Origin of the sequence: Kribbella antiqua (genome assembly GCF_004345665.1) — a bacterium.
GTDB lineage: Bacteria > Actinomycetota > Actinomycetes > Propionibacteriales > Kribbellaceae > Kribbella > Kribbella antiqua.
Window position 1 is genome coordinate 196,261 of the sequence record NZ_SLWR01000010.1, and the last position, 23,630, is coordinate 219,890.

The 23,630-nt window shown below is 67.2% G+C and carries 19 protein-coding genes and 1 pseudogene; 8 read left to right on the forward strand and 12 right to left on the reverse strand.

Features of this window, described 5'->3' with window-relative positions; translation table 11 throughout:
• Window positions 1-21 precede the first annotated feature (21 nt).
• The 5 genes from EV646_RS27370 to EV646_RS27385 form a co-directional block, all read right to left on the reverse strand.
• Window positions 22-732, reverse strand: coding sequence for a PH domain-containing protein (locus EV646_RS27370; RefSeq protein ID WP_132153519.1), 711 nt, complete (start codon window positions 730-732; stop codon window positions 22-24).
• A gap of 114 nt (window positions 733-846) precedes the next feature.
• On the reverse strand, window positions 847-1,005 hold the full coding sequence (locus EV646_RS39535; protein WP_199237225.1) for a hypothetical protein: 159 nt from the start codon (window positions 1,003-1,005) through the stop codon (window positions 847-849).
• 360 nt (window positions 1,006-1,365) lie between these two features.
• Window positions 1,366-2,322 (reverse strand): methylmalonyl Co-A mutase-associated GTPase MeaB, encoded by a 957-nt coding sequence (gene meaB / locus EV646_RS27375; protein WP_132153521.1) that lies wholly within the window; start codon window positions 2,320-2,322, stop codon window positions 1,366-1,368.
• Window positions 2,323-2,353: 31 nt separating this feature from the next.
• Window positions 2,354-3,556: an acetyl-CoA C-acetyltransferase gene (locus EV646_RS27380; RefSeq protein ID WP_132153523.1), complete on the reverse strand. Its 1,203-nt coding sequence runs from the start codon at window positions 3,554-3,556 to the stop codon at window positions 2,354-2,356.
• A 47-nt stretch (window positions 3,557-3,603) separates the two neighbouring features.
• Window positions 3,604-4,863: an AMP-binding protein gene (locus EV646_RS27385; RefSeq protein WP_132153525.1), complete on the reverse strand. Its 1,260-nt coding sequence runs from the start codon at window positions 4,861-4,863 to the stop codon at window positions 3,604-3,606.
• 65 nt (window positions 4,864-4,928) lie between these two features.
• On the opposite strand from EV646_RS27385, the gene mce reads away from it, so the two are divergent.
• The 5 genes from mce (at window position 4,929) to EV646_RS27410 (ending at window position 11,262) form a co-directional block, all read left to right on the forward strand.
• Complete coding sequence (mce, locus tag EV646_RS27390; protein ID WP_132153527.1) at window positions 4,929-5,369, forward strand: methylmalonyl-CoA epimerase; 441 nt, start codon at window positions 4,929-4,931, stop codon at window positions 5,367-5,369.
• 125 nt (window positions 5,370-5,494) lie between these two features.
• Window positions 5,495-6,391 carry a sensor histidine kinase gene (locus tag EV646_RS27395; RefSeq protein WP_132153529.1) on the forward strand — a complete coding sequence of 299 codons (897 nt, stop codon included), beginning with the start codon at window positions 5,495-5,497 and terminating at the stop codon, window positions 6,389-6,391.
• 134 nt (window positions 6,392-6,525) lie between these two features.
• A complete protein-coding gene (gene ccrA / locus EV646_RS27400; RefSeq protein WP_132153531.1) occupies window positions 6,526-7,857 on the forward strand; it encodes a crotonyl-CoA carboxylase/reductase in 1,332 nt (443 codons plus the stop codon).
• 103 nt (window positions 7,858-7,960) lie between these two features.
• Window positions 7,961-9,823, forward strand: coding sequence for a coiled-coil domain-containing protein (locus EV646_RS40275; RefSeq protein WP_241996361.1), 1,863 nt, complete (start codon window positions 7,961-7,963; stop codon window positions 9,821-9,823).
• The gene (locus tag EV646_RS27410; RefSeq protein ID WP_132153533.1) at window positions 9,820-11,262 is read left to right on the forward strand and encodes an AI-2E family transporter; all 1,443 of its coding nucleotides are present in this window, start codon (window positions 9,820-9,822) and stop codon (window positions 11,260-11,262) included. The genes EV646_RS40275 and EV646_RS27410 overlap by 4 nt, the downstream gene beginning before the upstream one ends.
• Before the next feature lie 248 nt (window positions 11,263-11,510).
• On the opposite strand, the gene EV646_RS27415 is transcribed toward EV646_RS27410, so the two are convergent.
• Complete coding sequence (locus EV646_RS27415) at window positions 11,511-11,951, reverse strand: type II toxin-antitoxin system VapC family toxin (RefSeq protein WP_132153535.1); 441 nt, start codon at window positions 11,949-11,951, stop codon at window positions 11,511-11,513.
• Complete coding sequence (locus EV646_RS38980; protein ID WP_158291029.1) at window positions 11,948-12,118, reverse strand: hypothetical protein; 171 nt, start codon at window positions 12,116-12,118, stop codon at window positions 11,948-11,950. The genes EV646_RS27415 and EV646_RS38980 overlap by 4 nt, the downstream gene beginning before the upstream one ends.
• Window positions 12,119-12,226: 108 nt before the next feature.
• Between EV646_RS38980 and EV646_RS27420 the strand changes: the two genes are divergently transcribed.
• From EV646_RS27420 to EV646_RS40280, 3 genes are all read left to right on the forward strand, one after another.
• On the forward strand, window positions 12,227-12,580 hold the full coding sequence (locus tag EV646_RS27420) for a hypothetical protein (RefSeq protein WP_158291030.1): 354 nt from the start codon (window positions 12,227-12,229) through the stop codon (window positions 12,578-12,580).
• Window positions 12,564-12,737, forward strand: a complete 174-nt coding sequence (locus tag EV646_RS38985) for a hypothetical protein (protein ID WP_158291031.1) — start codon at window positions 12,564-12,566, stop codon at window positions 12,735-12,737. The genes EV646_RS27420 and EV646_RS38985 overlap by 17 nt, the downstream gene beginning before the upstream one ends.
• A 214-nt stretch (window positions 12,738-12,951) precedes the next feature.
• Window positions 12,952-13,077, forward strand: a complete 126-nt coding sequence (locus EV646_RS40280) for an aminoglycoside phosphotransferase family protein (RefSeq protein WP_241996362.1) — start codon at window positions 12,952-12,954, stop codon at window positions 13,075-13,077.
• A gap of 212 nt (window positions 13,078-13,289) precedes the next feature.
• Here the strand turns inward: EV646_RS40280 and EV646_RS27425 are convergent.
• The 5 genes and pseudogenes from EV646_RS27425 to EV646_RS27445 form a co-directional block, all read right to left on the reverse strand.
• Window positions 13,290-13,631, reverse strand: a pseudogene (locus EV646_RS27425) (IS630 family transposase); the annotation flags it as partial.
• 576 nt (window positions 13,632-14,207) lie between these two features.
• A complete protein-coding gene (locus EV646_RS27430) occupies window positions 14,208-20,768 on the reverse strand; it encodes an RHS repeat-associated core domain-containing protein (protein WP_241996363.1) in 6,561 nt (2,186 codons plus the stop codon).
• A gap of 307 nt (window positions 20,769-21,075) precedes the next feature.
• Window positions 21,076-21,843, reverse strand: a complete 768-nt coding sequence (locus EV646_RS27435; protein ID WP_132153539.1) for an alpha/beta fold hydrolase — start codon at window positions 21,841-21,843, stop codon at window positions 21,076-21,078.
• 10 nt (window positions 21,844-21,853) lie between these two features.
• The gene (locus EV646_RS27440) at window positions 21,854-22,111 is read right to left on the reverse strand and encodes a hypothetical protein (RefSeq protein WP_338419284.1); all 258 of its coding nucleotides are present in this window, start codon (window positions 22,109-22,111) and stop codon (window positions 21,854-21,856) included.
• 112 nt (window positions 22,112-22,223) lie between these two features.
• Window positions 22,224-23,612, reverse strand: a complete 1,389-nt coding sequence (locus EV646_RS27445; protein ID WP_132153543.1) for a M28 family peptidase — start codon at window positions 23,610-23,612, stop codon at window positions 22,224-22,226.
• Window positions 23,613-23,630 lie beyond the last annotated feature (18 nt).

A 23,630-nucleotide genomic window follows, 5' to 3' on the forward strand; every position in this document is an offset into this window, starting at 1 on the left:
CAGACGAGTGAAGGCGCCGTGTCAGTCGTTGTCGTCGGTCCAGTTGCCGCGGTCGCTGTTGAAGATGGATTTCGAGCCGCCGGAGCTGACCGGGCGGTGGTGAGCCGGCGCCGGAGCCGCGGTAGTGGTGGTGACCTCCTGGGCGGAGTCCATCCCGATCGGGCCGGTGCCGTCGTCGTCGGAGTCCTCGTCGCCCTGGACCACGTCGACACTCGCCGAGGCGCGCAGGCCGGTGCGCTGGATGACGCGCTGGATGGTCAGGTCGCGGTCGTCGGGGCGGCTGACGAACTTGATCTCGCGGAAGCCCTGGTCCTGCGCCGCGGACTCGAAGATGAAGTGCCCGTAGCCGAAGACCCGGCCGCTGATCGGCTTGACCAGGGTGATGTCCAGGATTCGCGCGATCGGGGTGGTCGCGACGGTCTGGGAGAAGACGCCGCGGATCCGCATCACCCGCATGTTCGTGACCACGAACCGGTCCCGGTGCTGGGTGAGGAATTGCCAGAACGCGTGCGCCAGCAGCACCAGCACCAGCGCGAGCAGGACCTGCGCGCCGCCGATGTCGGTGGTCATCAGCACCACCAGCAGCGCGGCCGCCAGCACCACCTCGAGCATCGGCACGATGAACACCACCCAGTGGTGCCGCACCTCGTCGATGACGACCTCGCCCTCGTCCGAGATCAGGTGGCGCCGGACCTTCGGATCGAAGATCCGGAACAGGCCTATTCCGGCCATCGGTTCACTCCCCTATACCGCGATCGGCACTGTCACCCCGTGTCGGCACCCAGTCGGATCCTTACAGCCAAGTGTCCCGCACGATCACTCGCCACGGGACACTCGAACCACAGATCAGCTGAACAGCGCGGTCAGGAAGGTGATCACACTCCCGAACGCATCGCCGACGGCCGAGAACGCGCCTCCCACCGCGTCGGCGGCATTCGCCGGTTGGGTGAAGAGATAGAACCCGGCAAAGGCGATGACCGACCAGATCAAGAGCTTCTTCGGCATGTCACCACTCCTCATTCGCAACCACAACGGTCGACTGTGTTTGTGTTTGTATCACGGACCGTCACCAATTGTCACTGACTGAACACAGCCCACCGCACAATGCTCACCAGCTTCAAGGTCCATTCTGTAACGGATTCGGGGGCATGGCAGCCACCGGCGCGCCGCCGTGAGACGCAGATCGCTTGCCGCAGCAGGAAATCCGCTCACTTTGCCCGAATTCGGATCCGAAGTCAGGTGAACGGGAAATGAAGACACAATGTGACAGACCGTGGTCGAGTGTTCCAACCGGACCGAACTTTTCGCGTACGGCGTAACGGCGGCCGGCTCGCGTAGGGCGTAAACCGGGCCGCCGGACTCCGTTCAGAGGGCGGCGATGAGTTCGTCGGCAGCCGTGTAGGGGTCGGTGTCGCCACCGGCCACCTTGGCGGCGAGGACGTCGAGCCGGGCGTCACCGTGCAGATGGGCGAACCGGGACCGCAGCGCCGTCATCGCGATCGCCTCGATCTCGTCCCGCGCCCGGCTCCGGCGGCGTTCCGTGAGTACGCCATGAGCCTCCATCCAGGTGAGCCGGTCCTCGATCGCCGTGACCACCTCCGCGACACCTTCGTTGCGGGACGCAACCGTCTTCAGGATCGGCGGCACCCAGGCGCCTTCCGGCCGTTCGGCCAGCGCGAGCATGGCCCGCAGGTCGCGGGTGACACTCTGCACGCCGTCCCGATCGGCCTTGTTGACCACGTAGATGTCGCCGACCTCGAGGATCCCCGCCTTCGCCGCCTGGATCCCGTCCCCCATCCCCGGCGCGAGCAGGATGAGCGTCGTATCCGCCATCCCGGCGATCTCCACCTCGGACTGCCCGACCCCGACGGTTTCCACGAGTACGACGTCGAACCCGGCCGCGTCGAGCACCCGCAACGCCTGCGGGGTCGACCACGCCAGGCCGCCCAGATGTCCGCGGGAGGCCATCGACCGGATGAAAACCCCACTGTCGGTCGCGTGGTCCTGCATCCGCACCCGGTCCCCCAGCAGCGCACCGCCGGAGAACGGCGACGACGGGTCGACCGCGAGCACACCAACCCGCTTGCCGGTTTCCCGGTACGCCGAAACGAGTGCGGACGTCGAGGTGGACTTGCCGACACCCGGCGAGCCCGTGATGCCGACGATGTGGGCATGACCGGCGTGCGGCGCCAGCGCTGCCATCACCTCGCGCAGCAGCGGCGACTCGTCCTCGACAAGCGAGATCAGTCGAGCGACAGCCCGGGAGTCACCCTCCCGGGCACGCTCGACCAACTCACCGACCGGAGCCGTTCGGCGAGGCATCAGGCCACCCGCGCGATGGCGTCGATCCGCATCAGCTCTTCGGCACGCGAACGATGAGAGCGTCGCCCTGGCCGCCACCACCGCACAGCGCGGCCGCGCCGACCCCGCCGCCGCGACGCTGGAGCTCGAGCGCCAGGTGCAGCACGAGCCGGGCACCCGACATACCGATCGGGTGGCCAAGCGCGATCGCGCCGCCGTTGACGTTGACCTTGTCGACGTCGAGCTGAAGCTCCCGCGCGGACGCGATCCCGACCGCGGCGAACGCCTCGTTGATCTCGACCAGGTCGAGCGCGGACGGCTCGATGCCTTCCTTCGAGCAGGCCTTGACGATCGCGTTCGCCGGCTGGCTCTGCAGCGACGAATCCGGCCCGGCGACCGAACCGTGCGCGCCGATTTCGGCGATCCACGACAGCCCGAGCTCCTCGGCCTTCGCCTTGCTCATCACGACGACAGCGCAACCGCCGTCGGAGATCTGCGACGCCGAACCGGCCGTGATCGTGCCGTCCTTGCCGAACGCCGGCCGCAGCTTGCCCAGCGACTCGACCGAGGTGTCGCTCCGGACACCTTCGTCACTGTCGACCACGATCGGGTCGCCCTTGCGCTGCGGCACCTCGACCGGCACCACCTCGTCGGCGAACACCCCGTTCTTCCAGGCCGCGGCGGCCTGCTGGTGCGAGCGGGCGCTGAACTCGTCCTGCTCCTCGCGGGTCAGCTTCAGGCCATCATTGTTGGCCTGGTCGGTGAGAGCGCCCATGGCTTGGTCGGTGAACGCGTCCCACAACCCGTCGAACGCCATCGAGTCCACCAGCGGCACATCGCCGTACTTGAAGCCCTCGCGGGACTTCGGCAGCAGGTGCGGGGCGTTGGTCATCGACTCCATGCCGCCGGCGACGACGACGTCGTACTCACCGGCGCGGATCAGCTGGTCGGCGAGCGCGATCGCGTTCAGGCCGGACAGGCAGACCTTGTTGATGGTGATCGCCGGGACGTTCATCGGGATGCCGCCCTTGGTGGCGGCCTGGCGGGCGGTGATCTGGCCGCCGCCGGCCTGCAGCACCTGGCCCATGATCACGTACTCGACCTGGTCCGGGGCGACCCCGGCCTTCTCCAGTGCGCCCTTGATCGCGAAGCCGCCGAGCTCGGCGCCGGTGAAGCCCTTGAGGCCACCCAGCAGCCGCCCGATCGGGGTCCGCGCACCGGCGACTATGACGGTTTGGTTCCGCGTGTCAGACATGCTGTCACGATACCTGCGGCAGCACTGGTACGCCGCTGTCGATCAGGTCACACGTGGTCGTCGGCAAAGAGGATCTGCCGTGGCACTTTCGCCGGAGCCAGCCGCTCGCGGGCGTAGTTGATCAGCTCCTCGGCTTGTACGGCGTCTCGTCGTACGACGCGAGCGGCCGGCAAAGCGCCGTACTCCTCATCGGGTACGGCGACGACGCGGACCTCGGCCACCGCGGGATGAGTGAGCAGGACGTTCTCCACCTCGATCGGGAATACGTTCTCCCCGCCGGTGACGATGAGATCGTCGGCGCGGCCGTCGATGAAGAAGCGGTCGGCGGAGTCCCGGTGGCCGAGATCACCGGAGTCACCGCGCCTTGTCTGCAAGCTGCTCTCGATCCACACGTGGCCGATCTCACCAGGTGCGACTGGCCGGCCTTCGTCGTCGAGGATGGCGATGCGGACACCTGTCGCGGCGCGGCCGATCGTGCCTGGCGCTTCCGCGAGATCCTCGGGTGTGGCGAGCGTCGACCAGCCGTCCTCACTGGATCCGTAGAGGTTGAAGACCACGGGACCGAAGGCTTTCGTCAGCCGATCGGCGACGGCCGGATGCAAGGGACCGGCGCCACTCACGACGGCTCTCAGCGGCACGTGGACACCGGTCCGCGCGACCTTGGACAGGATCGGCGGTACGCCGGTCAGCACAAAGCCAGGCTGCAGGAACTCCGCGACCTGCTCAGGATCGAAATGCCGACGTACGACGACCGGCATGCCGAAAGCGAGGCCGAGAGCGAGGAACCCGAGGCCGAAGCCGTGGAACAACGGCTGCGTGACGACCAGCGGAACCCCATGTTTCAAAGGCAATCGGCGCACCAGTGTCGTGATCGGCATCACCTGTGCTGGCGTGAGCTTCCGCTCGACGACTTTCGGCGTACCGGTGCTCCCGGACGTCATGACGACCACCTGACCGCGCCGCCCGGCCCGCTGCTTTCCGACCTCGACTGCTGGACCGCGCGGATCGGCCAGAACGACATCCGCGTTGTGCAGCAGGCCGGCGACGACGCTGATCACGAAGGATCGGTCGTTGAGCTCGCGGACCACGATCCGCTCCCCGGAGGTGTGGTGTTCGCGGGCCATGCGGGCCAACTCGCCGTACGTCAAAGCCCCCTCGTCGTCGATGAGCGCGACCTCGGCGGGATGGTTGCGGGCGGCAAGGAACGTCAGCGTGGCGAGGGTGAGACCGTGCCGCTGGAAAGCCAGCGGGGCGCGCCAGGGCTGGACGGCTGTCAGTAGCCGCCAGAGACCGATCGGCACGTCCATCTCGTCAGTGTCGCATCGGCCACTTTCGATTGGATTCACGCGACTGCCTGGTCCACGCTGGCGGTATGGATCACCTCACCACCACCAAGACCTTGTTCGAGGCGATCGACCACGTCGGCGTCGCCGTGGCCGACTTCGACGAGGCCGTCCGGTACTACGCCGACGTCTTCGGGATGACCGTCGCGCACGAGGAGATCAACGAGGAACAAGGCGTCCGCGAGGCGATGCTGTCGGTGGGCGACTCCGGTTCGTCGATCCAGCTGCTCGCGCCGCTGTCGGAGACGTCGCCGATCGCGAAGTTCCTGGACCAGCGCGGGCCGGGCATCCAGCAGCTCGCCTACCGGGTCCGCGACCTCGACGCGGTCTCCGCGACCTTGCGTGAACGCGGCGCGAAGTTGCTGTACGACGAGCCGAAGCGCGGTACTGCGGGTTCGCGGGTCAACTTCATTCACCCGCGCTCGGCCGGCGGCGTACTCGTCGAACTGGTCGAACCTGCCCGTCAGTGATCGTCGCGGTGCGCTGAGTGCTCGGCGGGAAAGCTGAATTTCCCTCACTGTTACTGGATTTCCACAGCCGGTGACGGCACGCGCCGAACACTGCCGAGTGGCACTCCGCGGTCTACGCTGTTCGGGTGCTGAAGGACAGCGCCACCGAGTCTCTGGACGGTGTGCCCGCGGGGTTCCGGCACGACGCCTTCGTCTACACATCTGACGAGGAGTTCGTGCGGTTCGCGGCGCCCTATGTCCGCGACGGACTGACCGTCGGCGAGACGGTTGCCGCTGCCCTCCCACCGGCCCGCATCGCCGCTTTGAGTGACGCACTCGGGCCGGACGCCGGCCACGTCTCGTTCGTCGACATCACTGTGGTTGGCCGCAATCCGGCACGGCTGATCCCGTACTGGCGGGACTTGCTGAACCGTCATTCCGTCGTACGCGCGTTGGGCGAGCAGGCGTACCCGGGCCGGACCGCGGCGGAGTACGAGGAAGCCTTGTTCCACGAGGCTCTGACCGACATCGCCTTCGCGGACGCCACCGGCTTCCGGCTGCGCTGCCCGTACGAGGCATCCGCCGGCATCGACCCGACCGCGAACCACTCCGACCCGGCGGCCCTGGCCGAAAAGACCTTCCGTACGGCGCTGACCGTCGTACCGGATCGGGCCGAGCGGTGGGAGTTCCGGCTGGCCGATCTCGGGCAGGTTCGGCAGTGGGTCAACGCGCAGGCGTCGTCGCACGGCGTCTCGCGAGACCGGCTGGACGACTTGGCGCTCGCGCTGCACGAGATCTGCACGAACAGCATCCGGTTCGGCGGCGGGCGCGGGACGCTGTCGGTGTGGATCGCCGACGGCTCACTGATCTGCGACGTCGCGGACGAGGGCCTGATCGACGACCTGCTCGTCGGTCGTGTGTTGCCGCCGCTGGACGGACTCGGCGGCCGTGGTGTCTGGCTGGCGAACCAGCTCTGCGATCTGGTCCAGCTGCGCTCCGGCGACGGCTTCACTCAGGTGCGGTTGCACACGCGTCTTCGGTAGTAAGACCACTGACATCGGTGGACTGGAAAAGTGACGGTCGTCTCAGCGACCCCGAACTGTGTCACAAGGCACAGCCAGCGCGGCATACTCAACGGTAAGTTCCGCTCACCAGCCCCCGCTGCAGGAGGTATGACGTGAAGCAGATCCTCGACGCGATCCTTGCCGGTGACAGCGCCGCCGTCGGCGAGCTCGACGTACCGGACCATTACCGCGGCATCACCGTGCACGCCGACGAAGCGACCATGTTCGAGGGTCTGGACAGCAAGGAGAAGGATCCGCGCAAGAGCCTGCATCTGGACGACGTCCCCACTCCCGAGCTCGGCCCGGGCGAGGCCCTGGTCGCGGTGATGGCGAGCGCGATCAACTACAACACTGTCTGGACGTCGATCTTCGAGCCGGTGTCGACGTTCTCCTTCCTGAAGCGGTACGGGAAGCTGTCGCCGCTGACCGCCCGCCACGACCTGCCGTACCACGTGGTCGGCTCGGACCTGGCCGGCGTCGTACTGCGGACCGGTCCCGGCGTGAACGCGTGGAAGCCGGGCGACGAGGTGGTCGCGCACTGCCTCTCGGTCGAGCTCGAGTCGCCGGACGGGCACAACGACACGATGCTCGACTCCGAGCAGCGGATCTGGGGCTTCGAGACCAACTTCGGCGGGCTGGCCGAGATCGCGCTGGTGAAGTCGAACCAGTTGATGCCGAAGCCGGACCACCTCACCTGGGAGGAGGCCGCGTCACCGGGGCTGGTGAACAGTACGGCGTACCGGCAACTGGTGTCGGCGAACGGCGCCAACATGAAGCAGGGCGACGTCGTCCTGATCTGGGGCGCGTCGGGCGGGCTCGGTTCCTATGCGACGCAGTTCGCGCTGAACGGCGGGGCGATCCCGGTGTGCGTGGTGTCGTCGCCGGAGAAGGCCGAGATCTGCCGGGCGATGGGTGCGTCGCTGATCATCGACCGGTCGGCCGAGGGGTACAAGTTCTGGAAGGACGAGACCACCCAGGACCAGAAGGAGTGGAAGCGGTTCGGCGCGCGGATCCGGGAGCTCACCGGCGGTGACGACCCGGACATCGTCTTCGAGCACCCGGGGCGGGAGACGTTCGGCGCCTCGGTGTATGTCGCCCGGCGCGGCGGGACGATCGTGACGTGCGCGTCGACGTCCGGCTTCATGCACGAGTACGACAACCGCTACCTGTGGATGAACCTGAAGCGGATCATCGGCTCGCACTTCGCCAACTACCGCGAGGCCTGGGAGGCCAACCGGCTGATCGCCAAGGGCATGGTCCACCCGACCGTCAGCAAGGTCTACCCGCTGGAGGAGACCGCCCAGGCGGCGTACGACGTCCACCGCAACCTGCACCAGGGCAAGGTCGGCGTCCTCACCCTCGCTCCCACCGAGGGACTGGGCGTCCGGGACGCTACGCTGCGCGCTCAGCACCTGGAGGCGATCAACCGCTTCCGCAACAGGTAAATAACGGGGGAGATTTCCCCCGGCCCGGTTGGCTGGTTACACCCCGCTTCTGACAGGCTTAAGGTGGGGGATTCAATCGAGCCGCCAGAAGGGAATCTCGGGAATGCCTGACGAGTCGAGCCTGCCGTTCTTCGACCGTACGGCGACCGCGGCCGGGGGCTTCCCGGTCAGTCGCCGTGGGTACGACAAGCAGGCCGTGGACGACTACGTCCGCGCGCTGGAACTGCAACTCGTCGAGGCACGTGGCCGCGCCGATCAGCTCCAGGCGAGTGTCGCTCCGCTGCAACGCCAACTCGACGACACCCGGCGCCAGCTCGAGGCCAGCGCCAACCCGTCGTACGCCGGTCTCGGCGACCGGGCCGCGCAGATCCTCCGGCTCGCCCAGGACCAGGCGTCCGAGGCCCTCGAGGAGGCCCGCCGCGAAGCCGACGAGCTCCGCAGCGCCGCGGCCAAGGAGGCGTCCGCCACGCGTGCGACCGGTGAGCGCGAGGCCGAGGACATCCGGACCGTCGCGCTGAACGAGTCCGACAGCATGCGCAGGACCGCCGAGGGTGACGCCGCAGAAATCCGTCGTACGGCGGAAACCGAGGCGGCCGAGGTGCTCCAGGCCGCGCGGCGCAAGGCCGAGCAGTTGCAGCTGACCGCGGAGTCGCAGGCCAGCACGCTCAAGAACGGCGCGCTGCACGAGGCCGAGAAGATTCGGACCGCCATCCAGCGCGAGTCCGCCGCGTTGCGGGCCCGGCTGGCCGACGAGCGTGAGCAGCAGGCCAAGGAGCTGGCCGACAAGCACGCGCAGATCGCCGCCGACACCGAGAACCTGACCACCCAGATGAAGGAGGCCGCGGAAGCTTCCGAGCGGCGGGTCGCGGAGGCGACCGAGCAGGCGAAGAAGATCCGCGCCGAGGCCGAGGAGTCGGCCGAGCGGACGCTCGCCCGCGCGCGGCGCGAGGCCGAGCAGTTGCTTACTACCGCGCGTACGCGGTCGGAGGCGGAGTTGGCGAACGCGGCCGACGAGGCTGAGCGGTCGCGGACGATCGTTGCTCGGGAGACGGAGCGGCTGGCGAAGCGGCGGGACGGCATTCTGACTCAGATCGCTGGGCTGAACGAGATCGCTTCGAATATCGCGCGACAGGCGGCGGAGCTCGACTCGGAGACGGCGGCGCCGGCATACGTGAGCCCGTTCGCGCGGCCGGCAGGCAACGCGGCGGGCGGCAACACTGGGGCTGGCAGCACCGCGGGTGGCAACACGGCGGCGCCGCGGCTCGGGGCGTTCGTGGATCAGCCGGAGGAGGATGCCGAGGACGCTGCGCCGGCGGACAGCCCGTTCGCGCCGCCGCGGGAGACCTCGTCGTCGTACACCCCGCCCTTCTCGCCGAAGGAGGATGCACCTGCTTCGTCCCCCTTCGCGCCGAAGGACGACGGCCCGGCATCGTCGTTAACGTCTGAGAACGGCTCCGCATCGTCGTCCGCCCCGAAGGACGCTCCGGCATCGTCTCCGTTCACGGCTGAGGACCCCTCTGCGTCGTTTTTCGCGCCGAAACCTGCGGAGGGCGGATCGGCGGCGAGCCCGTTCGTTTCTGTCGACTCCGCTGCGGGCGAGGCGTCGTACGAGGACGACGAGGACGACGAGGACGAGGACGAGGACGGGCCGTTCACCGGTTCTAGCCCGTTCGTCGGGATCGGTGCGGGTGACGCGCGGGTCGACGAGACGCGGATCGACACCAACCTTCGGGTCGACGCCGACCTCGCCGGGGAGCTGACCGGCGGCGATTCTGCCGACGAGAAGTCCGACGACGAGCCGGCCGACTCGACGAAGATCGACGAGTTCCGGCTGGGTGACCTCGCGAACGACGAGACTCAGGTGCAGGCGCGGCCGGCTGGTTCGGCCGCGCCTGGATCCGACTCAGGCGACGAGAAGACCGACGAGTCCAGCGCGGGCTCGCGATCCCCGAAGGGCAAGAAGTGACGCCATCTGGCGACCAAAACTCCACAGCGACCTCCGGCGAGAACCTCGAGGAGATCGAGGCCGCCACCCGCGAAGCCCGGGCAGCCGCCGCCGAAGCCGAAGCGGCCGCCGACCACGCGGAAGCCGCTGCGGGTGATGCTGCGGGCTCAGCGGGCGAGGCCGCGGGCGCCGCGGACAAGGCGGACACCTCAGCGGACGAGGCCGAGGAGTCGGCGGACGAAGCGGAGGAATCCGCCGACGGGGCGGAAGCCGCCGCCAAGTTGGCCGACAAGTCCGCCGACAACGCTGACGATTCCGCCGACGAGGCGGAGGAAGCGGCCGAGAAGGCCGACACAGACGAAGACCTGGTCGGCGAAATGCTGATCGAGGAGCGTCACCCGTCGGTCGGCATGGGCCTGCCCGGTCCCCCACTGCGTCGCTCGAACCCGTTCATGTTCGGGTTCTTCGCGGCCCTCGGAGTCCTGGTCGCTTGGGGCCTGTGGAACGCGCTCGGCCAGGCCCGCTCGGTGCTCATCCTGCTGCTGGTCTCGATGTTCATCGCGGTCGGCCTGAATCCGCTGGTCGAGTGGTTCATGCGCCGCGGCCTCAAGCGCGGTCTGTCCGTCGGCGTCGTCTTCCTGCTGATGATCCTCGCCGTGGCCGGCGTCGGCTTCGCGATCGTGCCGGTCGTCACCGACCAGATCAACAGCCTGATCAAGAACGCGCCCGAGTGGCTCGACCTGCTGACCAAGTCGAAGACCCTCAACGACCTCAACGACCGCTACCAGTTCATCCAGAAGGCCCAGGACTACATCCAGGACCCGGCCCTGGCCCAGCGCGCGTTCGGCGGCATCCTCGGCGTCGGCAAGGTCGTCGCGAACGCCCTCTTCTCCGGCTTCACGATCCTGATTCTGACGCTCTACTTCCTCGCGTCGCTCCCGTCGGTCAAGCGCGCGGCCTACAGCCTCGTCCCGGCCAGCCGCCGTACCCGCTTCTCCATCCTCGGCGACGAGGTCCTCGGCCGGGTCGGCGGCTATGTCAGCGGCCAGTTCATGGTCGCCGCGTGCGCCGGCTTCTTCATGTTCGTCTTCCTCCAGATCGTCGGCCTGCGCGAGTACGCCCTGGCCCTGGCGATCGTGGTGATGTTCACCGCCTTCATCCCGATGGTCGGCGGCCTGATCGGCGTCGTCGTGGTAGCCCTCATCGGCCTCACCGACGGCCTCTGGACCGGCGTAGCCTGCCTCGCCTACGGCATCATCTACCAGCAAATCGAAAACTACGTCGTAGCCCCCCGAATCATGCGCCGAGCCGTAGACATCCCCGGCGCCGTAACCGTCATCGCAGCCCTCCTAGGCGGCGCCCTCCTAGGCGTAGTAGGCGCCCTCCTAGCCATCCCCAGCGCCGCCGCCATCCTCCTAATAATCCGAGAAGTCTGGGTCCGCAAGGCCGACGCTTCCTAACCAGTACGACGCCCTCGCAGGGAGCGGGCGTAAGACCCACGCGCCGCCACGCCCGCTCCTCCGTCGCGTGCTCGCCACCGCTCCCACCCATAGGGCGCGCGCTCCTGTCGTCGCCCGCTTGTCGACAACAGGTGGAGTCGCCACCAGCACCTCGCGAAGCACGAGCCAGAGCGGAGCTTTACGCGGCACAGCGGAGCCACAGCCGAAGGCGCGACCGGACAGACGGTCAGCACGAGCTGGTCGGCACGTCAGCCTTCCTGCAAGACCCAGCGCAATGGCCGTAGACGGCAGACAGGCGTAGCCATACCGAGAAACTTGAAATCAACGCTGGCGATCGCCGGCTCACGAAGGCGTTCAGCCATGGCCAGGACAATGCCGTCGACGTATCCCAGCGGCCCAGACACGAGCTGCGCACTGAGCTCGGCGGCACGTTCACGATCTTCACTCGTCGGGTTGACGACCTCGAACGCCTCGGTCCCACGGGTCACAGCTTCCAAGAGGCGCACTTCGAGTGCCGGACCGTTGCGCACATTGTTGCGCAGGAAGTTGCAGGTCTCGCCGAGGACCGGTTCTGGAACCAGCAGCCTGCCGTTCCATCCGGCGAGCAACCGGGCACAGCGCTCATGATTTACATCGCGAACGTTGAAAGTGGCAATGAGCGGACCAGAGTCGCAGAGCAGTGCAGTCACGCGCTCCGCCGCGCCGCTTCGATCGCAGCCACGATCTCACGGTCCTTCCGAGCATCGGCCAGTATCTCGCGATAACGCACAGACAACTCGGGCTCATCGATGCTCGCCAGCCCGACCCACGGGAACCGCTCCCGCAATGCGTCGATGTCGATCTGCTGGTCGTCCATAAACACACTGTAGACGACCGGAAGCCGGACATCGCCAGACGGCAGTCGGCGCGCCGATCGCGCCACCGCTCCCCCCACCCGACGGGCGCACGCTCCTATCGTCGCCCGATGACCAACAACAACTGCAGTCTCATTACGGTTGGGGATGTGGATAGATCCGAAGAGATTGGCCAATCCTCCGAGCGGGCTGAGCCTTCGATGAGTCCGGCGTTCTCTGCGGGGGACGTGAGTGCGGCGCTAGTTGTGCAGGCGGTCGCGGTGGATGTGCTCGAGATGTTCGCGGCGTCGGCGGCCGAGGTTGCGCGACTGCGGATCCTGTTTGCGGATCGGCCCGACCTCACTGTGATCGGGAAGCACACGATCGGCGCTGGGGCGGCCGGGGCGCGTCGTGAAGTGCGCTTCTTCGAGCAAGGTCGCGCCACAGTGGAACCATCCAGCACCACACTTGCTGGGTGTCCATGACACCGGTGACCGCATCCTGCTGCTGAGCGAAGACCTGAATGCCGCCGGCTACCGCACGCCCGGCACGCACGTGTCAGAGGCGCAACTACTCGGCACCATCGACACGCTCGTCGACCTCCACGTCCACTTCGGAACGACGTACCGCACGAGTTGCTGAACTCCGCAGATCCCGAGTCGTCAGCGACCAGCACGGCGCAAGCCTGGCCACCCGAAGTGATTACCAAGCACGCCGCAGCCGCCCGCTCCGAAGCCAAGAAGTGCTTCGCCGAGGCCACGGAGCTCGAGCACGCCGAGCGCGCGGTACTCGACGACCTTCTTCCGTATGGGCGCAGCAGTTCCGCCCCCGCGTCACCGACGGTTCGGGCATCACTTTGATCCACGGCGACTTCCACTTCCTCGGCAACATCTTCTTCGCACCCAACGACGTACGCCCGCAGGTGATCGACTGGTCAGAAGCCAAGCCCGGCCTCGGCCCCACGACCTCACCTACTGCCTAACCGCAGTCCCCACCGACGAACGACTAGCGCGTGATCGCCCATTGCTGCGCCACTACTGGGAAGGCTTGCAAACCGCTGGCGTCCGCGACTACCCCTGGGACCTCTGCGAATGGGACTACCGCTTCTCCGCCATCTCCAACCTCTTCCAACACAGCGAGAAGTGGTACCGAAAGTCCCTGTCCGAAATCGAAGCCCTCAACTCCCACACAACCCTAGTGTCGTGAGTCGTTACTGCGCGTGCAGTAGGCGGCGAGGGTGTCGAGGATCTGGTCGGCGGTCTTGGTCCAGACGAAGGGTCTGGGATCGGCGTTCCATTCGTTGATCCTGCCGCGGACGTCGGCTTCGAGTTCGGTGACGCTGCGGTGGACGGAGCGGCGCGGTTTGCAGTTGGTGAGTTCGGCGAACCAGCGTTTAACCAGGTTGAGCCACGACGAACTGGTAGGGGTGAAGTGCAGGTGGAACCTAGGGTGGCGGATCAGCCATTCCTTCCCCTTGGGGGCTTGTGGGACGAACTCGGCACGATGGACACGCTCGTCGACCTCCACCTCTACTTCTGGAACGACGTACCGAGCATCTAAGGGGCGCAGAGTTCCTGATCGAGTTCGGCGGCGACCGTGCGGAGGTGCGGTTAGCTTTGGCGGCCATCCTTGAGACCGCGGCCGAGGTTGACGGCTTGCTCGAGGTCCCTCGCGGCCGGTGATGAAGCCGAGGGGCATACGGCAATTCGGCGATGCGCATCGGTCTCAAGTGCCGTCGAACTGGCATAGCGCCGCATACATCCTGACATTGCAGGGCGGCGCCGCCACCCGGAGGTGGCGGCGCCATCGGGATTCATTCGCCCGGACCTATCGGTGTCTTTCTGATCCCCGTGTCAGCAAGGTGATGCCAATCGGTGGAACCATGAATGAGGCATTTCCTTGCCTCGAGGTCGTTATCCCTTCAGCCTGTCAACAATCTTAATACCGGCTACAGCAAGTGCACCTACGAGCGTGGCTCCCACGAAGAACAGGAAGCGGTGCAGTCTTTCAGCTCCGATGAAGAGCGCCAGGACAGCGATCACCCAGACGAACGTGGACCACCACCCGATTGCCTTCCAAGGGTGGGCTCGCACATATGACAGAGTCACTCGCTCAGAGCACACATCCCACCAGCCCATCGATGATACGCCGGATGCCGGTGTTGCCAGAGGACCAGTACGAATTCCCACCGCCTATAACGCAGCCGATGCCCCAGCCTACTGGACCGGCCCTCTTGCCAATGCGCAGGGCCCATTTGCCGATGAATCTCTTACTCTTCCATGCCCATTTGCCGAACCGTTTGGTGTGCTTCCACGCCCACTTGCCGAACCGCTTGGTGTGCTTCCACGCGAACTTGCCGAACCGCTTCGTGTGCTTCCACGCGAACTTGCCGAACCGCTTTGCGTGGCCCCAGGACCATTTCCCGAAACTCTTCGCGTGACCCCAAGCCTTCTTGCCGGCCCTGCCGACCTTCCGCACCGCCGACTTGATCGAGTCGCCGATGCCGTCCCACCATCGGCGGCCATCGAGGTCGAATTTATTCACCGGATCAGTGGGGTAGGCGTATGCGTTCGCGCCGCCGCCTCGTACGGGATCAACCGAGAGGAACAGCGCTGTCGTCGGGTTGTAGACCCGTACACCCATGAGGGTCAGACCGGCCCCACTTACCGCACGCTGCTTCGCACCCAGCCAGCCATAGCTCAAGGCCCCTGTCTGCAAAATCGTCTGCTGGGTTGGCGAACCATTCTCCTCGTATCCACTCCAGCCCTGGATGCCGCTCGACTGCACACCCGACTCCGGGACGTCGACGGTCGTCACGATGTCTCCGTGAGCATTCGACAAGGCCAAGTCGGCTTGACCATCATCCTCGACGATCAACGAGAGGTCGTCGCTGATCAACTCGACGTATCGATACCAGCCCGCGTCGGTCGTTACCCACGTCGGGTTGTCGGTGGCATCGGTGTAGTGCCGAGTCGTCTGCGTGGTTGTGGTGCCGCTGGCAACAGTCTCCACGGATCGGCGATCGCTGGCATCGAGCAGGTAGGACGTGGTGACGCCGCCTTGGGTAATCGCTTGAGCCAGATCGTTGTCGTAGTAAGAGAGTGTGACCGCGCCATCGGCGGGATGTGGGGCGTCCGACGCCGGAACGCTGGTGGTTCGGCCAAGCGCGTCGTACGCGTAGTCGCCGACGCCGTTGGCCCCGGTGACCGGACGGTCGGCGGTGTCGAACGCCCGGGTCACGACGGTTGCGCCTGACGTACTGCAGGACTTGTCCGACGCCGCAGGGGCAGTGCCCTTGGTGAGCCGGTTGTCGTTGACGTCAAATCCATACGTGCGGGTTACGCACGGGACTGTGGTGAGATCGGTGCCGGCCGCAGTGGCCGTGCGGTCGTTCACTTGGGCTAGGCGGCCGGCGTTGTCGTAGGAGTAGGTGCGGCTGGAGGGGATAGCTCCGCCGGTCGTTGTGGTGAAGGCGTTGCCGTCGGGCGTCCACTCGTGAGCGACGCGGCCGGTGATGTCGTTCTCCAGGGACCATGACAGCCATGCGCCGTTGGGATCGACCGTCGTGCTGCCATCATCGTTGACGGTGGTGACTTGCCCGGTGTAGCGCAGGCCGATGGGTTCGCCGGCGTTGTCGATGTCGTTGTACCGGGTGACGCCTCCGGGAAGTTTCTGGACCGTCATGGAGCTGTCGGCGTCATAGGCGCCGGTCGAGGTCCAGGTGGCGCTGGGAGTGGTGACTTCCACCTTGGTGATCAGGCCCCGGCGCTCGGTTTTGCCATTGGCGTCTGCACCATCGTAGGTGTACCTCGTGGTGCCAGTGGCGTCCGTGACGGTTGCGACGGAGCCTGCGGCGTCATAGACAGTCGTGGTGGACTGCTCACCGGAAGGCTGGTACGAAGTCTGGCGGCCCCAGGTGTCGTACCCGATTGTCACGCTACTGACAGTCGCACCGCTCGCGTTCTTTGCGGTCACCACAGTGGGATCCCCGGTGGTGGGGTCGTAGGTAGTGACCTTCTCGGTGTTCGGTGTGGAACCGGTGAGGCCGGCGACCGTGATCTTGGTCGAGGACGTGCGGCCGTCAGGTAGATACGTCGTCGAGGTGGTCCTGGTCACGGCACCGGACTTCTCCTCGACCGACGTCGGGGCGAGCAAGTAGCTGAATGCCTTCATTGTGGTGGTCGGCAGCGTGGAGGTCGGACCAGACGGTCCGGTCGGCGCCGCGGCCGGGTAGGTCTTGCAGACAAGGCCTGCCCATTGCGGCTTCGAACCGCACTCGGCGAACGTCGCGTTGGGGGCAGTGGTGTAGTAGACGGTCTTCGTCGTACCGGCGTCAGCTCCGTTCGATGCCGGTTGCCGTGTCTCGATCACGCCGCCTTCGGTGTCGTGGCGAGTAAGCCGGACGATGTCACCTGAGCTGTTGGTGCCGTCGAGATCGACATCGGTGATCGTCTTACCGACCTGACCGAGGGCCCACCCGTCTGCGTCACCCGGGATCGCCGGGCCGTAGTCGGTTAGGGTCTGACTGGTGACCTCCACGTCGGTCCCGGTGCCGGGGTCGTGAGCGTACGACGTTTCGGTTGTGGGGAGCCGGTACGGCACGTTGGTGTCGGGATTGATCCCGTTGTTGGGCGCACCCTGGTCGTAACTCATACGGGCGTGCGGACGGATCCACGCGGTCGTGCCGCTCTTGAGTGCGGCGTACCGGGACGGACCATAGGTGTCGGTGACAAGTGTGCCGGCCGGGGTCAGCACGGTGTCGCCGGCGGCGTTCTTGATCTCCGGGTTGTAGACGGTCAGCGTCGCGAGTTGGTCGACGGTGGCGCCGGCCGGCATCGAGGCATCGATGACCGCGCGCAACGCGCGTTCATCGAGTTCGCGTACCGCGTTGCCTTGCTCGTTGTAATCGGTGGAGGTGTACTGCCAGTCGCCGGCGCCGTACTTCGCAGTGTTGATGGTGTATCCGGCGGCGTCGGTGTACTGCAGGTCGGCGTGTTGCCAATCATCCGACGTCGGCGCGCCACTCAGCGGGTGGTCGGGCCCGAACACCGCGAACCCGTTAGTGGGCGTGGCCTTTTGATTCCACCGCGCGACCGAGGTCGCGGACAGGTCAGGCAGGCCGGTCCCGGACAGCGGGACGTCGTACACGTACTTGCCGAGCGTGGCGGTGCCACCGGTCGGATCGCCCGCCGGGCGGGCCCGGGTGACCGAGTCGAGCTTCTCGCGCTGGTCGACCGTGACGTAGTTCAGCTGGTACGGCACCTCGCCTGCAGGCTTGACCGAGGTGAGGTGGTTGGCGGCGTTATAGGTGTACTCCGTCGCCAGCCCCGACCGCGGATCGGTCACCTTGGTCAGCAGGGCGTTGACGTCGTACGTGTACGCGGCGACCTTGATCGAGTCCATCCCCGCGGCCGGCAACTTGTCCGGGTTGTAGATGTCCAGCCAGGCCTCGCTGAGCCGGACCCGCGTCGCGCCGATCGTGGTGTAGATGAAGTGCAGGGCGCGGCAGCCCGGGTTCATCCCGGTCAGCGGCGAGGACGGGTTGTAAGCGCCACACGTCACCCCCGGCGCCGCAGGCGCGAGGATCCTTACGACACGACCGTTGCCGTCGTAGGAGAACGCCGTCTTGCCAGCAACGCCTGGCTCAGAGATACCAGCAGCGCGGAAGAACGTCGCCGCGTTCGCGACCGGCGCGGCCGCCGGGTTCCAGGTGGTGACGGTGCCGTCATCCTCGGTGTACGACAGCACCATCGACGAACCCGAACCGGTCACCGTCAGCCGGGATCCGTCCTGGTCGGTGTCCTCGTCGACCGGGACCCAGTCGCCCTGCTCGAAGGCGGCCGTTGTACGACGCTCGCCTGACGGTGACTCGTAGATCAGGCTGGTGCCGTCGTCGTCAAGAAGGACGAGGGTTCCGTCGAGCTTGGTGGAGTCGATCACTTGCATGCCCGCGGCGCCGGCGTCGGCGCCGTCGAACTGGGCGGTCCAGCCCTGGCCGAAGGCGCCGTTGATCTGGTCGGTCGGGGTCTCATAGGTCATGTGCGACCGGGAAATCGACAGATCACCCGTGTAACCCGGCACCGAGATGTCGGTCGTCGACGTGTTGAACTCACCCGTCCACAGCGCGACCTGACCCGGCCCGGCGTCGGCGGTTGGGAACCCGTTGCCGAAGGCATGCGGTACGCGCTGGATCGTGGTGTCCGGGGTCTGCGACCACGTGCACTGGGGTGTCGTGCCGTAGGTGAAGCAGACCTGGAGGTCGAGCTTGACCGGCACTCGGTCGTTCAGCGTCGTCGGTTGGACGCCGGCGGTATCGGGGTCGGAGTCGAGGTTGTTGTCGATCTTGGCGTTGTTGGTGTCCCACCAGGTGCTGACCGTAACGCCGCCGGCGCCGTTGTCGACTACCGGGAGGACGGTCGCGTCTTCGTTCCAGCCGACCAGGTCGTCGGCGCCGCCGTACCCGGAGACGCGCCAGCGAACGCGCGCGGTCACCGAGGACGACGAGCCCTTCGGCGGCCCAGAGGCGGAGATCCGGACTGTGTTCGCGGTGGTGATTCGCGGCGAAGCGGTCGGCGACGTCAGCGACGTGCCGCCCCAGCCGAAGCTGTGCGTCTTGACCGTCGACAGCTTCGCGGCCGGGGTCTCGGCCTGCGCGGTGATCTGGTGCAGACCCGGCGTCCCCTTGGGGATCGTCACGACGTACTTGGCGACCGCGGGGTCGCTGGACGGCGTGATCTTGATCTGACCCGCGGCGCCACCGGTGAAGTTCGTGGCCAGCGGCTTGCCGTCGACCGTGATCCGGATGTAGCCGGGCGCGTTGTAGCCGGTGCCCGTCGCGGTGATCGTGCAGACCACATCCGCGGTCGGCGCGTTGTCCTGCCAGGAGTTGTTCACGTTGTACGGCGCTGGGCACGAGACCACCGGCTCAGCCGGGGCCTGGCTGCCCGTGCGCAGGCGGGTCTGGTAATTCGTCCACGGGCCGTCGCGGCGGCCGTCGTTGGCCTTGGCACGGATGTACAGCAGCGTGTTGTCCGGCAGGTCGGTGGACGGGCGGCAGCCGGCCGTCGTACCGGAGGCGTACACCGAGGAGGTGCAGGTGCCGCGGACGGTGAAGGGCTCGGTGTAGAACTCGTAGATGTACTTGACCGTGTTGCCGTCCGCATCCGTTGCCTTGGTCTTCACCCACGGACGGAGGCTCGGCGAGTACATCGACGACGTCGACTCACCCGGCGCCGCGTACGCGACGGCCTCGGAGGTCTGCACCGTGTCGGGGATGCTCGGCGGGCGGTTCCAGGTGAAGGAGATGTACGGGTCAGCCGGGCCGCCGGAGGCGTAGAACCGCTTCCAGGAGTTCACATCCGCCTCGTTCGCCGCGACCAGCGCCAGGCCGCCGACGGTGTAAGACGCGTTCGACCAGGCCTGCGCCAGCGAAGTCATCGGGATCGAGAGCCGACCACCGGGGCATCCCGTGTAGCCCTTGGCAGCAGTCAGCTGACCGTAGACCGTGCCGAGCGTCGGCTGGTTGGACCACCGCGTGTCGGTCGACACCGGCTGGATCGCCCGGACGTACACCGTCGACGGGGTGCACGACACAGCGCCGTACTGCCAGATCGACAGCGTGGCCGACAGGACGTCCTTGCCCGCGAACGGGGCGGTGGAGAAGTTCATGAAGGTGCGCTCGGTGTGCGTCCCGTTCTTGCCGAGGCGCAGGTCGATCGTGCCGGACAGGTCGTCCGGGTACGCGCTCTGCACCCAGGTGTCGAAGGTCGGCAGCAGCGTCGTGACGGCGTACGTCGGGTCCACGGTCACCGGGAAGACTCGAGCCGGATCCATGAACCACTTCGCATCCGGCGCGAGCACCAGCGTCGCCTTACCCGCCGACACCTTCTCCAGCGACATGGCGACCGGCGCCGCGTTCGCCGGCATGCCCGTGTGCTCGTCCTTGACGGCGTCCCACATCTGTCCGACCGGGATCCGCGACCGTACGATGCTCTTCGCGTCGACGAACTCGATCGCGCCATCCTTCGACTGGCGAGCCGTCAAACCCTTTGTCCGCAAGGGAATCCGCCACACCGGCGCGGTCGCCGGCCGCTGCTTCACCACGAAGTCGGCCTCGAACCCACTCCGCCGCGCGTCCAGCATTAGGTCCACGCCCGGCTGGATTTCGGCGTACGTCGCCTTGGTCCCGGCGAGACCGGGCTCCGGAAGCTTCCACGGCGCCAGCCACTCGACCTGCCGGCCGGCACCGGCCGTCGCCGACGCGAACACCTGCCCGGCGGCCGCGTTCCGCTTGCCGAGGCGCAGACCGAACTGGTGGCCACGCGGCGCTACCGCACCATCCGTGCCCTTCGCGAGTGTCAGGTCGACCGGCGACCAAGCACCGTTGGCGGCCTTGAACCGAACGGGCGCCGTATGCGCGTCGGTCGTCATCGTGCCGTCCGGGTTCGCCCACGTCGTGGACGTTGCCGTACGCATCGATTCGACCTCGACACGGCTCCCCTGCGACCGCGCCGTCACCGACGCCGACACCACATCCGGGCGCGAATTCACCTTCGGCGCCGCCGGTTTCGGATCCGCCGCGGGAGCTGCCTCCGCGGGCTGCCGAGCCTCCAAGCCACTGACCAGTAAGGCCGCCGACACCAGGACGGCCACGAACCGCGGGAACTTCTGCACCCGGGCACGCTGCGAACGATCCAGGACAAACACGATTCCCCACTCCCCGCTCGACCGGGACAGCACGGATGACTAGGCGGGTCATCCATGGGTCAAGCAGTCGGGACATCGCGCGGCCAGTAGCCGTCGTTACACAAACTGCAACAACCTGCAGAAATCGTTGACGTGGGACGGTCGCCCGGCTACAAGCGCCTACGGCCGTGCACAACGACAGGAGGTATCGCCAGATTTGGGGTCGCGGACGGGCTGTCCGCGCTCAGCGATCCATGCCGGGATCGAACACATCCTGTCGGTCTACACCGGACCGTCAGGGGAGGAAGGGGGTCAGTACGGCGAGGAAGTCGTCGAGGCGTTCGGCGTGGACCCAGTGGCCGGCTCCGGGGACTTCGGCGTACTGGACCTGGGGGAAGTACGACGCGATCGTCGCGCGGTGGTCCTGCTGGACGTAATCCGACTTGCCGCCGTAGATGAAGAGGGTCGGGCCGTCGTAGGTCAGGCCCTCGAGGTCCGGCGGCCACCCGGAGATCGACGGCAGCGCGGCCTCGATCGCCGGGAGGTTCGGGCGCCAGCGAGCGCCGGCGTCGTCGAGGATCAGGTTTTGCAGCAGGAAGGCGCGGGTGCCGGGTGACTGTACGGCGTCGGCCAGTTGAGCATCCACGTCGGAGCGACGCTGCACCGAGGACAGGTCGGCGGTGCGCATCGCCCGCGCGTACTCGACGAAGGCCGGCGGGTAGGCGACCGGAGCGGCGTCGACCACGATCAGCCGCTCGACAACACTTGGGTAGCGCAGCGCCGTGAGCATCGCGGTCTTGCCGCCCATCGAGTGCCCGACCAGTGCGACCGGGCCGACGCCGAGCGACTCGATCGTCTCGCGTACGTCGTCGGCCATCTCCGGGTAGCTCATCGTGTCGGTGTGCGGCGACGAGCCGTGGTTGCGCAGGTCGAGCGCGAACACCCGGTGCGCGGACGAGAGCCGCCGGGCCGCGGTCATCCAGTTCCGGCCGGACCCGAACAGTCCGTGCATCACCACGACCGGCGTACCAGTTTCGCCGTACGACGTGACCGGGAGCTTCATCGACAACCTTTCATCGGCGGCGTTGCCAGCAGGCCGTGTGCCAGTGTCGTCGCTCGTCGAGGGACTGGGAGCCGCCGATCGCGGCAAGCAGGCTCGGGTTCTCCGGCCACACCACCACGTGCGGAGTGGCGGGCGGGATCAGCTGGTCGCAGCCGGGGCAGCGGTACGCCTTGCTCGACGCGGACCCGGACACCCGCCGTACGATCCACTCTCCGTCGGCCCGCTCCTCCCGCACCTGGGAACCACCAAGCAGCGGCCGGTCACTCACGGGCCGCTGCCACTTGGAAGGCTTCCTCTTGCCGGGCGACATAGCCCTTAAAGGCTAGCTGTATGACCCAGCTCACGCCGGGGTGAGCCATGGACCACCCCGGCTACGGCTGTCAGCTGCGGGCTACCGAGTACGCCGCTGTGCCGATGAGTTCCATCGAGACCTGGAGGCGTTCCAGGCTGACGTTCTTGGCGATGGTGTCCTCGGGCGAGTGGTACGGCGGTTCGAGGAACGCCGGGGAGATCTCGCCGCGCCAGGAGAAGTTGGCCGACGCGATGCCGACCTCCTGGAACGACTGGTGGTCCGACGCGCCGCGCTGGACCGGACCGACCATCTGCGGGTCGTACCCGAGCCGCACACCGGCCGCGCGTACGGCGTCGGTCGCGGTGTTGGCGAGACCGGTGAACGACAGCAGCCAGTAGGTGATCGCCGGGTCCCAGCTGGTGGCGACCATGTCGTTCTGGAAGACGGCCTTGTAGCGATCGCGCTGGTCCTGCGCGAGCTGCGCCACGTGGTACCGCGACCCGATCAGGCCCTGCTCCTCCGATCCCCAGAGCGCGAACCGTAGCGTCGCACTCGTCGGGATCCGGCTGAACACCCGCGCCAGCTCCATCGTCAGCACGGTCCCGGAGCCGTCGTCGTTGGCGCCGGGCGCACCGATCACCGAGTCGTAGTGACCACTCACCATCACGATCGGCGAGTTCGCACCGCGACCGCGGCGCTCGCCGATCACGTTGTTCGAGATGAGTCCGCGGTGCGCCGTCGTACTGATCCGCAACGGCAGTGTGTTGACTACGGCCAGCGCCTCGCGGATCAGCCGCTTCTGCACCTGCGCCACCCCGATCACCGGGATCGGCGCGTCGGTCAGTCCAGCCGGCTGGAACGCGGACGCCCGGCGCGGGAACACCAGGTCGGCCGGCAGCAGGATCACACCGACGGCTCCACGCGCCACAGCCTCCGCGACAAAGGCTGGGCGCGCGGCCGCGGTGTCGTCCGTGATGACGATCGCGCCGGTGACGTCGGCCGGCCAGACCGGGGCGGTTGCCGGGCCGACGTCACGGACCGGACCTTCCACGGTGACGTCGAGCTTGCCGCCGGGTGCGGCGCCGGCCTGCCAGCAGAGGTCGTCCGGCAGGATGCCGCGGACGTCCTCGATCTGGGCGATGAACTTGTCCGCGACCGGGAAGGGCTCCAGCCGCGTGTTGTACCCGAACTTGTCGAGCTGGCCGGCGATGTAGTCCGCCGCGCGCTTTTCACTCGCCGTACCGCCGATCCGCGGCCCGATGTCCTCCGACAGCACTTCCAGGTGGCGCAGCGCCCGCTCCGAGGACAGGTTCGCCACGATCTGACGGTCGTACCGGTCCAGGTTCGGGCGGTTCACCGCGCCGGGCCGTGGGTCGTCCGCGGCCCAGGCGGGAGCGGCGGGCAGAGCGGTGGCAGCGGTCACTCCGGCGACGGCGCCAAGCAAGCCACGCCGACTCAAACCGGATCTATCCGTCATGCAGATCTCCTCACAAGG

Coding starts and splice junctions, on each gene's coding strand:
- EV646_RS38980 (WP_158291029.1), bottom strand. CDS start 12,118: ATGGACGACCAGCAGATCGACATCGACGCATTGCGGGAGCGGTTCCCG.
- EV646_RS27420 (WP_158291030.1), top strand. CDS start 12,227: ATGACCAACAACAACTGCAGTCTCATTACGGTTGGGGATGTGGATAGA.
- EV646_RS39535 (WP_199237225.1), bottom strand. CDS start 1,005: ATGCCGAAGAAGCTCTTGATCTGGTCGGTCATCGCCTTTGCCGGGTTC.
- EV646_RS27435 (WP_132153539.1), bottom strand. CDS start 21,843: ATGAAGCTCCCGGTCACGTCGTACGGCGAAACTGGTACGCCGGTCGTG.
- meaB (WP_132153521.1), bottom strand. CDS start 2,322: ATGCCTCGCCGAACGGCTCCGGTCGGTGAGTTGGTCGAGCGTGCCCGG.
- EV646_RS27380 (WP_132153523.1), bottom strand. CDS start 3,556: ATGTCTGACACGCGGAACCAAACCGTCATAGTCGCCGGTGCGCGGACC.
- EV646_RS27385 (WP_132153525.1), bottom strand. CDS start 4,863: ATGGACGTGCCGATCGGTCTCTGGCGGCTACTGACAGCCGTCCAGCCC.
- EV646_RS27370 (WP_132153519.1), bottom strand. CDS start 732: ATGGCCGGAATAGGCCTGTTCCGGATCTTCGATCCGAAGGTCCGGCGC.
- mce (WP_132153527.1), top strand. CDS start 4,929: ATGGATCACCTCACCACCACCAAGACCTTGTTCGAGGCGATCGACCAC.
- EV646_RS27445 (WP_132153543.1), bottom strand. CDS start 23,612: ATGACGGATAGATCCGGTTTGAGTCGGCGTGGCTTGCTTGGCGCCGTC.
- EV646_RS40275 (WP_241996361.1), top strand. CDS start 7,961: ATGCCTGACGAGTCGAGCCTGCCGTTCTTCGACCGTACGGCGACCGCG.